12 protein-coding genes are annotated in these 14,000 nt (G+C 72.0%); 2 read left to right on the forward strand and 10 right to left on the reverse strand.

From position 1 onward, the window contains the following. Positions 1-16: 16 nt before the first annotated feature. The 3 genes from cimA to CUC05_RS21865 form a co-directional block, all read right to left on the reverse strand. Entirely contained in the window at positions 17-1,597 is a 1,581-nt protein-coding gene (cimA, locus tag CUC05_RS21855; RefSeq protein WP_108668264.1) for a citramalate synthase, read from the reverse strand. Between the two features lie 106 nt (positions 1,598-1,703). Then, entirely contained in the window at positions 1,704-2,780 is a 1,077-nt protein-coding gene (locus CUC05_RS21860; protein WP_108668265.1) for a DMT family transporter, read from the reverse strand. Between the two features lie 165 nt (positions 2,781-2,945). Beyond that, on the reverse strand, positions 2,946-4,838 hold the full coding sequence (locus CUC05_RS21865) for a potassium/proton antiporter (RefSeq protein ID WP_205712485.1): 1,893 nt from the start codon (positions 4,836-4,838) through the stop codon (positions 2,946-2,948). A 106-nt stretch (positions 4,839-4,944) separates the two neighbouring features. On the opposite strand from CUC05_RS21865, the gene pfkA reads away from it, so the two are divergent. After that, a complete protein-coding gene (gene pfkA / locus CUC05_RS21870) occupies positions 4,945-5,913 on the forward strand; it encodes a 6-phosphofructokinase (protein ID WP_108668266.1) in 969 nt (322 codons plus the stop codon). On the opposite strand, the gene CUC05_RS21875 is transcribed toward pfkA, so the two are convergent. The 5 genes from CUC05_RS21875 to CUC05_RS21895 form a co-directional block, all read right to left on the reverse strand. Further along, positions 5,891-6,643, reverse strand: a complete 753-nt coding sequence (locus CUC05_RS21875) for an adenylate/guanylate cyclase domain-containing protein (protein WP_157965875.1) — start codon at positions 6,641-6,643, stop codon at positions 5,891-5,893. The genes pfkA and CUC05_RS21875 overlap by 23 nt on opposite strands. A gap of 2 nt (positions 6,644-6,645) precedes the next feature. Beyond that, complete coding sequence (locus tag CUC05_RS21880) at positions 6,646-8,058, reverse strand: NAD(P)/FAD-dependent oxidoreductase (RefSeq protein WP_108668268.1); 1,413 nt, start codon at positions 8,056-8,058, stop codon at positions 6,646-6,648. A 40-nt stretch (positions 8,059-8,098) separates the two neighbouring features. Further along, complete coding sequence (locus tag CUC05_RS21885; RefSeq protein ID WP_108668269.1) at positions 8,099-9,022, reverse strand: branched-chain amino acid transaminase; 924 nt, start codon at positions 9,020-9,022, stop codon at positions 8,099-8,101. Between the two features lie 69 nt (positions 9,023-9,091). Beyond that, complete coding sequence (locus CUC05_RS21890; protein ID WP_108668270.1) at positions 9,092-10,153, reverse strand: 3-isopropylmalate dehydrogenase; 1,062 nt, start codon at positions 10,151-10,153, stop codon at positions 9,092-9,094. 96 nt (positions 10,154-10,249) lie between these two features. After that, entirely contained in the window at positions 10,250-11,578 is a 1,329-nt protein-coding gene (locus CUC05_RS21895; RefSeq protein ID WP_205712486.1) for a sugar phosphate isomerase/epimerase family protein, read from the reverse strand. A gap of 261 nt (positions 11,579-11,839) precedes the next feature. On the opposite strand from CUC05_RS21895, the gene CUC05_RS21900 reads away from it, so the two are divergent. Then, on the forward strand, positions 11,840-12,346 hold the full coding sequence (locus CUC05_RS21900) for a GNAT family N-acetyltransferase (RefSeq protein ID WP_108668272.1): 507 nt from the start codon (positions 11,840-11,842) through the stop codon (positions 12,344-12,346). A 54-nt stretch (positions 12,347-12,400) separates the two neighbouring features. Here the strand turns inward: CUC05_RS21900 and CUC05_RS21905 are convergent, their stop codons facing one another. Then, the gene (locus CUC05_RS21905; protein ID WP_108668273.1) at positions 12,401-13,480 is read right to left on the reverse strand and encodes a hypothetical protein; all 1,080 of its coding nucleotides are present in this window, start codon (positions 13,478-13,480) and stop codon (positions 12,401-12,403) included. Next, positions 13,477-13,950 carry an NUDIX hydrolase gene (locus CUC05_RS25460; RefSeq protein WP_205712488.1) on the reverse strand — a complete coding sequence of 158 codons (474 nt, stop codon included), beginning with the start codon at positions 13,948-13,950 and terminating at the stop codon, positions 13,477-13,479. Before CUC05_RS25460 ends, CUC05_RS21905 begins: the two co-directional genes overlap by 4 nt. Positions 13,951-14,000 lie beyond the last annotated feature (50 nt).

The raw sequence follows: 14,000 nt of genomic DNA on the forward strand, positions 1-14,000 counted from the left end.
GTCGCGGCGACGGGGATCAGCTCTCGCGGGCCAGCAGCGACGCGGTGTAGGCGTCGGACATGGCCTGCCAGGATGCCTCGATGATGTTGGCGTCCACACCGACGGTCGTGTACTCGTGGTCGGCGTCGCTGGAGGTGATCAGCACGCGTGTCGTGGCGTTGGTGCCGGCCTGCGCGTCCAGGATGCGCACCTTGTAGTCGGCCAGGTGCAGCTCGTCGAGCGGCAGCACCCCGCCGATCGCCGCTCGGAAGGCATGGTCGAGCGCCGACACGGGGCCGTTGCCCTCCCCCACGCCGATCAAGCGGGTGTCGCCGACCCACACCTTGACGGTGGCCTCGGCGACCATGCTGCCGTCCTCGCGCCGTTCGACGATGGTGCGGAAGGACTCCAGCACGAACCGGTCGACGTCCTGGCCGGTGTGACGACGCACGAGCAGCTCGAAGGAGGCGTCGGCGGCCTCGAAGGAGTAGCCGAGGTGCTCCAGCTCCTTGACCCGCTCGAGGATCGCCATCGCGTCGGCGGAGTCGAGGTCCAGGCCCATGTCGGCGCCCTTCATCACGACCGTCGCGCGGCCGGCGAGCTCGCTGACGAGCAGGCGGATCCGGTTGCCGACGCTGCCCGGGTCGACGTGCTGGTACAGGTCGGTGTCCTTCGCCAGCGCCGAGACGTGCAGTCCGGCCTTGTGGGCGAACGCGGCGTTGCCGACGTAGGGGGCCGAGGGCGGCACGGAGAGGTTCATGATCTCCGCGACCTGGTGGGCGATGTGGGTGATGCGGCCGACGGCCCCCTCGCCGACGACATCGGTCATGCCCTTCTTGAGGGTCAGGTTGGGGATGATCGAGGAGAGGTTGGCGTTGCCGGTCCGCTCACCGATGCCGTTGAGGGTGCCCTGGACGTGGGTGACGCCGGCGTCCATGGCGATCAGCGAGTTGGCGACCGCACAGTCGGTGTCGTTGTGGACGTGGATGCCCACCTGGGCGCGGCCGGGCCCGTCGCCCCCGACCTCGGCCATGACGTCGGAGACGACCGCCTCGACCTCGCGGGGCAACATGCCGCCGTTGGTGTCGCACAGCACGACGCACTCGGCCCCGCCGGCGATGGCGGCGCGGAGGGCGTCCAGCGCGTAGGCCCGGTCGCGCCGGTACCCGTCGAAGAAGTGCTCGGCGTCGTAGAAGGCGCGCCGTCCCTCGCCGCGGATCAGCTCGAAGGAGGACTGCAGCATGGCGAGGTTCTCCTCGCCGGTGGTGTTGATCGCGTGGGTGACGTGGCGGATGTCGGACTTGCCGACCAGGGTCACGATCGGGGTGGCGGCCTCGAGCAGTGCGGCCAGGTTCTCGTCACCGGCGGCCTCGCGGTTGGGCTTGCGGGTCATGCCGAAGGCGACGAGCGTGGCGGTGGTCAGCTCCAGCTCGCCGGCGGCGGCCCGCTTGAAGAACTCGGTGTCCTTGGGGTTGGCGCCGGGCCAGCCACCCTCGATGTAGGGCACCCCGAGCGCGTCGATGGTGCGGGCGACCCGCAGCTTGTCCTCCACGGACAGGGAGATGCCCTCCTGCTGGGTGCCGTCGCGGAGGGTGGTGTCGTAGAGCTCGACCGTCATGGTTGGACGATCGTAGTCGCCGGGACCGTGGTTGCCCGATCCCGCCGGGCCCTGCCCCCTCCCACGGTCGGATCGTGCGTCGACGACCCGCGGGAGGGACGTGTCGTCAGACCCGGCTCTCCTCCATGCGACGGCGCAGGACGGGACGAACGCGGACACGCGGACGCGGACGTGGGAGGGGCCGGCGCCGCAGCGCTGACGCGCCCGGAACGCGCGGCAGGACCGCCCGGGGACGGACGCCGGCGAGGGCCGCGACCGTGGACAGGACGAGGGCGCCACCGGCGACCTGGACGGCGGTGACCGGCTCGCCGAGCGCGACCGCGGCGAACGCCGTGGCCATGATCGGCTCGGCCGGGCCCAACGACGCGACCTGGGTGGCACCCATCCGCTGGACCGCCGCGTAGAGGGCGACGACGGGCAGGGCGGTGGCGAACGCGCCGTGCAGGGCGGCGATGCCGACCCCGGCCATGGTCGGCCACGCGGGCACGACGAGGGGCACCAGCGCGGCGGCGCTGAGCAGGCCGCCCATGGTGACCCACGTCGTGGCGACGAGCGGCGGGACACCGCTCAGCAGCGGCTCGCTGAGCCGCATGTAGGTCGCGTAGACGATCGCGCAGACGAGGGCGAGCAGCACGCCGAGGTCCAGCCGTCCGGTCGGCATGCCGGCCGCCAGCCACAGGCCGGCGAGGGCGACGACGAGCAACGACAGCCGTGCGACGGACGGGACGCGTCGGGCCAGCAGGGAGTCCAGCAACATCACGATGACCGGGTAGACGGCCACGACCACGACGACCAGGCCGACCGGGGCGACCTCGACGGCGGAGTAGAAGGCCATGGACTGGCCGGTGAAGACCGTGCCGAGGGCGAGGAGGATCGCGATGGTCCGGCGCGGGATCGCCAGCAGCTGCCGGCGGCCGAGGACGACGAGCACGACGACGGCCGCGGCGAACCGGACGACCAGCAGCGACAGCGGCTCGGCGCCCTGGGCGTAGGCGAACTTGCCCAGCACGCCGGCGACGGCGAAGCCGAGGAAGGCGAGGAGGGTGAGGGCGCGGCCGGAGCCGCGGACGGTGTGGACGGCTGCAGACATGGCGGATGACACGGCGGCAGGCAGACGGGAACCGGGCACGGGGCGACCGACGTCGGCGCGTCGGCGGGCCGCGCCCGGGTACAGCTGAAGCATCAGCGTTCCTGGACGATGGCGGGTTTGCCCTTCCCGGCAGTCAGGGCAGAACGGGGCGCGGAATTCCCCCCGCGGCACGCGACATGGTGCACCCGCGGATGACGCGCCGTGGCCTGTCCGCTCCTGTCCGTCGGGCCGACCCCGGTCAGCACCGGGCGATGGGACTCAGACGACGGGGTCGCCGCGAACCCAGGCCTGCACGTCGCGGCTGCCGTACCGCTGGTCGGCGGTGGTGACGACCAGCAGGTCCCCCACCAGCAGGCGGGTGCTGCCGCGCGGGACCAGCACACGCTCGCCCCGCACGATCGCCGACACGAGCAGGCCCTCGGGCACGCCGCTGTCGGACAGCAGCCGTCCGGCGACCGAGGAGTCGGCGTCCACGACGACCTCGGCGACGTCCACGCCGGCGTCCTCCAGCGGCATGATCTCCACCGAGCCGCTGGGACCGTCCTCCGCCGGCAGGCCCAGCCGACGGATGACCGGCATCGCGGTCAGGCCCTGCACGAGCGCCGAGGTCAGCACGACGAAGAAGACCACGTCGAAGACGACGGCGGCCTCGGGCAGGCCGCTGGAGAAGGCGAGGGTGGCCAGGACGATCGGCACGGCCCCCCGCAGGCCCAGCCACGACACGGCGGCCATCTCGCGCAGGGAGAGGTCGAACCAGGTCAGCGACAGCCACACCGCCAGCGGGCGGGCCACGAACACGAGCACGGCGCTGACGGCCAGCGCCGTCCCGGCCACGCCCGGTAGCTCGCCGGGCGAGACCAGCAGGCCGAGCAGCAGGAACAGGCCCACCTCGGCGCCCGACGACAGCGCGCCGACGAACAGGCGGACCGAGCGGCGGCGGCGCGGTGCCTCGGCCGCGAGCACGATGCCGGCCAGGTAGACGGCCAGGAACCCGCTGGCCCCGACGGCCACGGCCGCGCCGTAGGCCAGTCCCGCGACGCCCAGCGCCAGCACGGGATACAGGCCGCCGGTGCCCAGGTCGACCCGACGCAGCAGCCAGGCACCGGACCAGCCGACGGCGGTCCCGACGGCCAGCGCGCCGATCAGCTGCAGCGCCCCGAAGCCGATCCATGCCGCGGCGGTCGAGGGCGCGTCCCACGACGACAGCAGGCCGACGGTCAGCAGCACCGCGATCGGGTCGTTGACCCCGGACTCCAGCCGGAGGGCGTCCGCCACCCGGTTGGGAACCTTGACGCGGCGGAGCAGCGGCAGGACGGCCGCGGCGTCGGTGGAGGCGACGATGGCGCCCGTCAGCCACGCGAGCCGGCTCGGCGCACCCAGCAGCCACATGGTGCCGATGGCGGTGACGCCAGCGGTGACGGCCACGCCGACGGTGCCCAGCGCCAGCCCGGGGATCAGCCCGCGGCGCAGCCGGTCGGCGTCGGTGCCGAGCCCGCCGTCGAACAGGATGATGACCAGCGCGACGACGCCGATGCTCTGGACCATCCCCGCGTCGGAGACGTTGACCAGCTCGAGGCCGTCGCTGCCGATGAGCATGCCGAGGCCGAGGAACAGCAGGGCGCCGGGGATGGCCAGGCGGTTGCCGACGCCCGCGACGAGGATGCCGGCGACCAGCAGCGCCGCGCCCACCAGCAGCGGCCGGTCGATGGCCAACGACACCTCGAGGAGGTGCTCGACCTGGTCGGGCTCGCTGCTGGTGATCACCGCCAGGAGTGACCCGACGACCAGCGTGCCGACGACGACCACGGCCGTGGCGGCCAGCACGACGCGCAGGGCACGCAGGCCGTCGTCGTCGGTGCGTCGTTGCAGCAGCGCGTGGGCGGTGGCGAGGGCGACCAGCCCCAGCAGCACCGAGACGGCAAGCCGCCAGCCCGCGCCGAGGACGGGCCCGGGAGTGGTGGGACCGAGGGCCACACCGACCCCCACCACGACCAGTCCGGCCGTGACCATCTTGACCGGGTGGACCGCCTCGCGTGCCGCCCAGGCGAGCTCCTCCAGCAGGAGGCGCCCGAGTCCCGGACCACCGGGGGGTCCGGTGCTCCCTCCTCGGCGAAGGCCCTGCCGCAGCAGGGTGGCCCAGAACGCATGCACACCGACAGCCTAGATGGGCTGCAAACGGGCGGCGTGACCGTCTGCTGGCCGTCGGGCGCGGTGTACTACCCCTCCACCCACTCCTCCGTCTAGGGTTTGTAGTCTCATGAAACGAATCGCCGTACTGACGTCCGGGGGCGACGCGCCCGGCATGAACGCTGCTGTCCGTGGCGTCGTCCGAACCGCCGACGCGCTGGGGGTCCAGACCCTCGGGGTCGAGTTCGGGTACCGGGGCCTGATCAAGGATCGGATGCGCGAGCTGGACGCCCGCGCGGTCTCCGGCATCATCCAGCTGGGCGGCACGATCCTGGGGACCGCCAGGTCCGAGGAGTTCCGCACCCCGGAGGGCCGCGCCCTCGCGGCGGCCAACCTGAAAGCCCGCGGGGTCGACGGTCTGGTCGTCATCGGCGGTGACGGGTCCTTCCACGGGGCCCAGGCGCTGAGCGTCGAGCACGGCCTCGCCGTCGTCGGCATCCCCGGCACCATCGACAACGACCTGGGCGGGTCGGACTTCACCCTCGGGTTCGACACCGCGGTCAACGTGGCCCTGGAGGCCATCGACCGGATCCGCGACACCGCGTCCAGCCACGAGCGGCTGTTCTTCGTGGAGGTCATGGGTCGGCGTGCCGGGTGGCTGGCCCTCTACGCCGGTCTGGCCGGCGGTGCGTCGGCCGTGCTGGTCCCCGAGCGGCCCACCGACATCGAGGCGGTCCGCGAACGCGTCCGCGGATCCTTCGAGATGGGCAAGACCTTCTGCATCGTCGTCGTGGCCGAGGGCGACGACGCCGGCGGCGCCTACGGCATCGCCAACGGCGTGGTCGAGGGCACCTCGCTGGACTCGCGTGTGACGGTCCTCGGCCACGTCCAGCGTGGCGGTCCGCCGACGATGCGCGACCGTGTCCTCGGGGCCCGGCTGGGGCACGCAGCGGTCAAGGCGCTGCTCGACGGCCAGGACCGGATCATGGTCGGCGAACGCTCCGGCCAGATCATCCGCACGGCCCTGGAGACCGCCTGGACCGACAACGACCACGACGCCGGTCCCCTGCTGGAGCTCATCGACCTGCTGGCCCGCTGACCGCGACCCGACTGAGGGGTTGTCGGCCGGGCAGCCCCTTGAGGCGCACTCGCCCGGCCGGCTGGAAGGCGACCCCGTCGATGTCGCCGCAGTGGTCGACCACCGCGTCGGACACGAGCGTCTCCGCCCCCTTCGCCCGGTCGGCGATACGGGCGGCCCGCACGACCTCGGTGCCGTAGAAGTCCCCGCCGCGGCCGATGACCTCACCGCAGTGGACGCCGATACGGGCCGGCAGCGGCACCCCGATGCGCGGGTTGGCCGCGAGGGCCTCCTGCAGGCCGACCGCCGCTCGGACCCCGGCCGCCGGGGTCCGGAAGACCGCCATGAAGCCGTCCCCGGCCGTCTTGACGATCCGGCCGCGGTGCGTGGCCACGACCTCGCTGGAGACGTGCTCGTGGATCCGCAGCACCTCCGCCCAGCGGTCGTCGCCGAGCTCGACGTTCAGGCGGGTCGACCCCTCGATGTCACAGAACAGCAGGGTCACCACGCCGTCGTCCTCGCGGGCACCGGCGACCTGGACGAGGGTGCGCAGCGCGCCGCCGACGGTGCCGGCCAGCAGGTCCACCGACCCCGACAGCACCTGGCCGAGCAGCGTGCTCCGGTCGGCGTCGGGTTCCGGTGCCGCGTAGGCCTCGGCGAGGGCGGCCCGGCGTCGTCGCCGCAGCCGGACGCCGACCGCGACGAGGGTGGCCACGATGGCCACGCCCGCCACCGCGGCCAGCACGTCCACGGTCAGCCGGCTGCCCGTTCCGACGCCTGCGAGGACTCCGACCTCTCCGGCACCTCCAGAGCCTCCGGGTCGACCACACCGCGCCCCTCCGGGGCGACCACATCGCGCCCCTCCGGGGCGACCACACCGCGCCCCTCCGGGGCGACCACATCGCGCCCCTCCGGGGCGACCACCCCGTGGACGACCCTCGCCGCACGGTCCCACGTCAGGTAGTTCCAGGCCCAGTTGACCAGCACGCTGATGCGGTTGCGGAAGCCGATGAGGAAGTAGATGTGCAGCACCAGCCAGGCCAGCCACGCCAGGGTGCCGCCGAACCGGATGCCGCCGGGGACCTGGGCGACGGCCGCACCCCGTCCGATGGTCGCCATCGACCCCTTGTCGGTGTACCTGAAGGCCGGTGGCTTGCGCCCCTCGGCCACGGCGCGCATGACCTTGGCGACGTGCCGGCCCTGCTGCATGGCCACGGGCGCGAGCTGCGGCAGCACCTCCCCCTTCTTGTCGGTCGCCGCCGCGAGGTCGCCGATGACGAAGACGTTGGGACGGTCGGGGATGCGAAGGCTGTCGTCGACCACGATGCGCCCGGCCCGTCCGGTCTCCAGCCCGAGCATCCTCCCCAGCGGCTCGGCCTCGACCCCGGCCGCCCACACGCAGGTCGCCGCGGCCAGGAACGTGCCGTCGTCCAGCAGGACCCCGTCGTCGGTGACCTCCTCGACCGACCGCCCCAGGTGCATGGTGACGCCGCGTCGCTCCAGCTGGTCGATGGCGTGCTGGCGCAGCTTGGGGTGGAACGGACCGAGCGGCTCGGGTGCCATCTCCACCAGCTCGACCTGCGCCCGGGTCAGGTCCAGCTCGGGGAAGTCCGCCCGCATCACGCGGGTGAACAGCTCCGACATGGCGCCGGCCATCTCCACCCCGGTCGGGCCACCACCGACGACCACGACCGACAGCGCACCCTCGTCGACGAGCTCGGGCCGGACGGCGCAGCGCTCGAACTGCTCGAGCATGTGCTGCCGGATGGCCATGGCGTCGTTGAGGCTCTTCAGGCCGAACGCGTGCTCGGCGACCCCGGCGATGCCGAAGTCGGCGGTTCGCGCCCCGGCGGCGAGGACGAGGGTGTCGTAGGGGATGTCGCGTCCGCCGGCGGTGTGCAGCACCCGCGCGTCGAGGTCGGCTCCGGTGATGTCGGCGGCGGTGAACCGCACGCCCGGCTCCTTGCGGACGATCCCGCGCACGGCGTAGGCGATGTCGGAGGGTTCGAGGCCCGCGGTCGCCACCTGGTACAGCAGCGGCTGGAACAGGTGGTGATTGCGGCGGTCGATGACCTCGACCTCGACGTCGGGGCCGGCGACGGCCCGGGCAGCCGACAGGCCACCGAACCCGGCACCGACGATCACGACACGGCGGGTGACACCCATCTGACGGTTCCTCCTCGTAGCGGCAGGGCCACGGCGGGCCTCACCGCTGGCTGACGTAGTCCAGCATGTGGTCGTACTTGGGTTCCCTGCCCCGAACGACGCTGAAGAACACGTCCTGCAGCTGCTTGGTCATGGGACCGGGCGGTCCGATGACACGGTCGTCGACGGAACGGATGGGCACGATCTCCGCCGCGGTCCCCGTGAAGAACGCCTCGTCGGCGGTGTAGAGGTCCTGGCGCAGCAGTGGGGTCTGCTCGACCGGGATGTCACGGTCACGGGCGAGGTCGAGGATCGCCGCGCGGGTGATCCCGGGCAGGACGCCCTCGCTGGTCGGCGGGGTCACGAGCACGCCGTCACGGACGACGAAGACGTTCTCGCCCGACCCCTCGGCGACGCGGCCGTGCTCGTTGAGCATGATCGCCTCGTCGTAGCCGGCCTTGACGGCCTCCATCTTGGCCAGCGAGCTGTTGACGTAGACACCCGAGGCCTTCGCGCCGGTCGGGATGATGTTGGCGCCCATGCGCTGCCACGACGACACCTTGGCGCGGACGCCGTTCTTGACGCCCTCGTCCCCGAGGTAGGTGCCCCACGGCCACACGGCGATCATCACCCGCACCTGCGACGGCAAGGGGTTGAGGCCCATCTCGCCGTAGCCGAGGTAGGCCAGCGGGCGGATGTAGTAGCTGTCCTGCCCGTTGACCCGGCACAGCTCGCGCGACCCCTCGAGGATCTCGTCGGGCGAGTAGGGGATCTGCATGCTCAGCACCTGGGCGGAGCGGTACAGCCGCTCGACGTGGGCCCGGTGCTGGAAGATCGCCGGGCCTCGGTCGGTGGCGTAGGCCCGCATGCCCTCGAAGACCGCCCAGCCGTAGTGCAGCGACGGGGTCAGCACGTGGATGGTCGCGTCGTCCCAGTCGACGAGCTCGCCGTCCATCCAGATCTTCGACATCTTCGGTACGGGCATGGATCCCTCGGTGCTCGGTGGCCTCGGGCCGCATCCTAGTGCGCCACCGTGGTGGCGCGGGTGGATGGGTCAGCCGGCCACGATGCCGGCGATGCGGTCCCCGAGCTCGTCGGTGGACCCGCCCATGTCCGGCCCGCCCATGGCCGTCATGGTCGTCAGGACCTCCGCCGCGGCGTCCTCGACCGCGCGGGCGGCATCGGCGTGGCCCAGGTGGTCCAGCGCCATCGACAACGACAGGACCGCCGCGACCGGGTTCGCCCAGCCCTTGCCGGCGATGTCGGGTGCCGAGCCGTGGACCGGCTCGAACATCGACGGGTGCTCGCCGCTCGGGTTGAGGTTGCCGCTGGCGGCCAGGCCCAGCCCACCCTGCACGGCCGCACCGAGGTCGGTGACGATGTCGCCGAACAGGTTGTCGGTCACGACCACGTCGAACCGCTCCGGGGTGGTGACCATGTACAGGCACATCGCGTCGACGTGCACGTAGTCGCGCTCGACGTCGGGGAAGTCGGCCTCGCCGACCTCGGTGAACGTGCGCATCCACAGGTCACCGGCGAAGTTCAGCACGTTGGTCTTGTGCACGAGGGTGAGGTGGTTGCGGCGCTGCTGGGCGCGGGCGAACGCGTCGCGGATGACCCGCTCGACCCCGTGACGGGTGTTGAGGGACTCCTGGGTGGCCACCTCGGCCCCGGTGCCGTGGAACAACGAGCCGCCCGCACCCACGTACATGCCCTCGGTGTTCTCGCGCACGATGACCATGTCGCAGCGGTCCGGGGTCAGCCCGGCGATCGGCGTGGGCACGCCAGCCAGCAGCTTGACGGGACGCAGGTTCACGTACTGGTCGAAGGCGAACCGCAGCTTCAGCAGCAGGCCGCGCTCGAGCACACCCGGCGGCACGTCGGGGGTCCCGACGGCACCGAGGAGGATCGCGTCGGCCTGGTCGAGCTCGGCCATGACCGCGTCGGGCAGCACCTCACCGCTGGAGAGGTAGCGGCGCCCGCCGAGGTCGTACTCGGTGCGAGTGGTGGAGAAGCCGAAGCGCTGCTCGGCGGCGTCGAGGACCTTGAGTGCCTGGGCGGTGACCTCGGGGCCGACCCCGTCGCCGCCGATGATGGCCAGATGGTGTGTCGTCATTGGCGACGCAGCCTACCGGGCCACGGCCCGAAGCCCAGATCCGGTGGGCCGGCAGCGGGCATGCCGCACCGACCGGATCCGAGCCCCGGGTGGCGGTCAGCCGCGCAGGTTCTGCATGTTGTCGGCGCTGAAGCGCGAGACGCGCAGCGACCGGCCCGGGTCGCTGGACCCGCCCGGCGCGTTGTCCTGCTCGTAGTTGGGGTTGTGCCAGCCCTTCGCGCCCTGCTGGCGGAAGAACCGCTGGTAGTCGATGTCGCTGCTGGGGTCGCCGAACGGCACCATGTCGTAGCCGTTCCCCTGCCCCTCCGGCTGGGCGGTCCGGTCGCCGTCCTTGGCGTGGTACAGCGGGATCCGCTTGGTGTTGGCGGCGGTGAAGGCGTGCGGGTCGAAGACCTGCTCGACCCGGTTGCCGTCCCAGTCGTAGTACCAGCGATGCTGGTGGCGGGCGACGTGGGCCCAGAAGACGTCCAGCTCGATGGGACAGCTCTGGTCGGTCATCGCCAGGTACCGCTCCATCAGCCTGGTCCCGGACTCGCCGCGGACCAGCTGGGGCGCGGGCAGCGGCGCCCCGGTCAGCCGGTCCTCGGTGACCTCGACCATGGGACCGTCCTGCAGGAAGGCGTAGGCCGGGCTGTGGTTGTGCGGGTAGATCGCCACGCCGGTGGGCTTGGCCAGTTCGTTGAGGGCCAGCCACTTCTCCGCGGCCAGGTCCCATGTCTCGACGTTGCGGTTGTTCGCGCTCGTCGGGTCACCACCGGTGCCGGTGTAGGGCATGCCGAGGATGCTGGCGACCTCGAGCTCGAGCATGAAGCGGTCGTGGTCGCCCTGGGTCATGCCGCCGTTCGGCCCGCCGGGCCACGTGGCGGGGATGAAGCCGTGGCTGCCGATGGCCTCCAGGCCCGTGGCGTCCAGGAAGCTGCGCAGGGTGCGGGCATGGTCCCTGTACGCCTCGAAGTTGGCGTAGTTGGGGTTGGTGCCGTTGCCGACGTTCGGGGCGGACCCGCCGACGTTGTTCGGGTGCTGGTTGTAGCCGGCGAACTCGACCTGGCGGAACCCCGCGGCGGCGAGGAACTCGAAGACCTCGAGGAAGCCGCCGGGCAGCGGGACGAGGGGACCAAGGTCGTTGGGGTCGTCGGGGTAGTCGGGTCCACCGACGTACCCCATGGTCGGATTGGGGTTGTCGTGCACGCCCCACCGACTGATGGCGTCGCGCTGGGTGTAGAGGATCGTGCCGACCCTGGGTGGCGGGATGAGGCGGCCGTTGCCGCTGCTGGCACGGACCTGTGCGAGGGCGCCCGTCGGGGCGAGGGCGGCGACCATCAGGCTGCCGGCCCCCAGCCCGAGGAAGCGACGTCGGTCGAGGTGGACGTTGTGGACCATGGCGGGTTGCTCCTTCGGCTCGAGGGATCCGCTGTCTCGGCGCACGACGACGAAGGGTCGGGCGACGACCGGCGGGACTGCGTCACGACATCCGTCCCGGGCTCGGCGGAGCCCCGTTCGGCGGTTTCCCCATTCAACGAATGTCGCTTGCCGCAACAATCCACCGTCCGGTTGGTTGTGTCAACCGTTTGTTCGAATCCATGCCGGTTGGGGGGTGGTCCGTCGGTCCCCCGCAGGTACAGCGTGGGCTGGCAGGATGGGTCCGGAAAGGAGCCAACCCCCGTGTCAACCCGCAGCGCCGATCCCGTGGACGTCCTCCACGGCACGCAGGTGACCCTTCGCAAGGTCACCGAGGCCGACATCGAACCACTCGCGAAGATCCTGGCCGAGCCCGAGGTGGCGCGCTGGTGGGGTCGCTACGACGTGGACCGGGTCCGCCGCGAGCTGCTGGAGTCACCGGCGATGGTGGTGTTCGTCATCGACGTGCACGGCGTCGTGGCCGGCAGCATCCAGTACTTCGAGGAGCCTGCCGCCGACTACCGCCACGCCGGCATGGACGTGTTCCTGTCGCGTGACTGGCACGGGCAGGGACTGGGGTCGGACTCCGTCCGCACGCTCGCGCGCCACCTCGTGCACGACAGGGGGCATCACCGGTTGGTGATAGACCCAGCCGCCTCCAACGAGGCCGCCATCCGCTGCTACGAGCGGGTGGGCTTCCGCAAGGTCGGTCGGATGCGTGCCTACGAGCGGGGTCCCGACGGCACCTGGCACGACTGCTACATGCTCGAGGCGCTGCGCGACGAGATCGTCTGAGGGCCGCCGAACTGCGGCCCGGCTGGGGGGACGGTCCGGGCCGCCTCCCTGCGGTCAGACGGCGGACTCGGCCGCCAGCTCGTCCTCGTCGAACTCCGGCAGCAGGGCGCGGGTGCCCATCACCGTGGCGATCGCCATGGGGATCAGCTGCGCGACGCTGAGCGCCACGACGACGCGGGTCAGCCAGCCGGGGAACAGGCTGGCCGTCTGCGAGGCGCCGAGGACGGAGAAGTACAGCAGGCCCTGCCCGATGAACACCGCGCCGGCACCGACGCCGAGGGCGGTGAACGCCCCCTCCTCCCCCTGTATGGCCCGCCACGCCCCGAACGCGGCGATGGCGATGAAGAAGGCCGTCTGCACCGCCGAGACGGCGGACTGCGAGATCGGGATGGGGGTGGCGAACAGGTCGTCGACCAGGTGGATGATGTTGGCGAGCGCCAGGATCATCAGCACGAGCCCCATGGGGGTCGACAGGCCCCGCCACTCGACCTTCTCCAGGTCCGGCTTGGTGCGCAGGCCGATGGCCAGCGGGACGAGCAGGACCAGCAGCGCAGGGACCAGCCAGACCCACGGGCTGCCGCCGGGCACCCAGATCAGGTCCCCGACGACGGCGTACTCGGTCCCGTCGACGACGAAGGGCACCTCCCAACCGGGGTTGACGACCTGCTCGCTGTCGGGGTCGGTCTGCACGCCCGGCGGTTCGGCGGCCGCCATCCAGTGGATGCGGTGGTCGTGCCATGCGTAGGCGTTGCCGTCGCTGATCCGTTCCCAGTCCGGGTCGCCGTTGACGTCGACCTCCGGCGGGATCCGCACGTCGCCGAACCGGTCCTCGTTGAGGTAGGTGGCGTGGGAGTTGATGTTGCGGAACACCCCGTCGGGCCCGATCCGCAGGTACGGCTCCTGGGAGTAGCCGGGGATGGTGACTTCCTCGTCGCTGGTGTTGGTCAGCTCGAGGTACTCGTCGGAGTTGATGACCGCCCACGAGAGGCCCTCGACGTCGGGGACGTCGGTGATCTGGCTGAGGTAGTTGCTGGCGTCCGACCCACGCCCGTGGGCCAGCGCCGGACCGGCCAGGCCGACGGTGGCCACGGCGACGAGCAGGGTGAGGACGAACAGTCGGTGGAGGGAGGTCATCGCCGCCCAACGGTAGCGCGGAAGCGCCCCAGGACCTCAACGTCCAGCGGGTAGGTCAGCAGCGCGTCGGCGTCGTCCAGCGGGACCCAGCGCAGCTCGTCGACCTCCTCGGCGTCCATCGGGTCGAGGTGCTCGACGTCGGTCTCGCCGGTGCGGGACCGGTCGGCCTCCATCGCCCACCACCGCACGACCTTGTCACGGCCCTTGTGGTCGACGTAGCGGACCTCGCCGAGGTCGGCACCGAGGGCCGCGCTGATGCCCGTCTCCTCCTCCACCTCTCGGACCGCCGCGTCCTCGAAGGACTCCCCGTCGTCGAGCTTGCCCTTGGGCATCGACCAGTCGTCGTACCGCGGACGGTGGACCAGCAGCACCTGCACGGTGTCGTCGGCCTGCCGCCAGACCACTCCCCCGGCCGCCCTGACCCGCGGCGTGGCGGGGTCAGCCGGTCGGTCTGCCTCGGGGTCGGGCACGAAACGATCCTCTCCGGGTCGGCGTCGATGGGGCGTCGGGTGTTGGAAGC

It is taken from the genome of Euzebya rosea, from assembly GCF_003073135.1.
Classification (GTDB): Bacteria; Actinomycetota; Nitriliruptoria; order Euzebyales; family Euzebyaceae; genus Euzebya; species Euzebya rosea.

What these genes read in the sequence shown, in the direction of transcription:
- CUC05_RS21890 (WP_108668270.1), bottom strand. Translation starts at nt 10,153, where the DNA reads ATGACGACACACCATCTGGCCATCATCGGCGGCGACGGGGTCGGCCCC.
- CUC05_RS21860 (WP_108668265.1), bottom strand. Translation starts at nt 2,780, where the DNA reads ATGCTTCAGCTGTACCCGGGCGCGGCCCGCCGACGCGCCGACGTCGGT.
- cimA (WP_108668264.1), bottom strand. Translation starts at nt 1,597, where the DNA reads ATGACGGTCGAGCTCTACGACACCACCCTCCGCGACGGCACCCAGCAG.
- pfkA (WP_108668266.1), top strand. Translation starts at nt 4,945, where the DNA reads ATGAAACGAATCGCCGTACTGACGTCCGGGGGCGACGCGCCCGGCATG.
- CUC05_RS21880 (WP_108668268.1), bottom strand. Translation starts at nt 8,058, where the DNA reads ATGGGTGTCACCCGCCGTGTCGTGATCGTCGGTGCCGGGTTCGGTGGC.
- CUC05_RS21885 (WP_108668269.1), bottom strand. Translation starts at nt 9,022, where the DNA reads ATGCCCGTACCGAAGATGTCGAAGATCTGGATGGACGGCGAGCTCGTC.
- CUC05_RS21905 (WP_108668273.1), bottom strand. Translation starts at nt 13,480, where the DNA reads ATGACCTCCCTCCACCGACTGTTCGTCCTCACCCTGCTCGTCGCCGTG.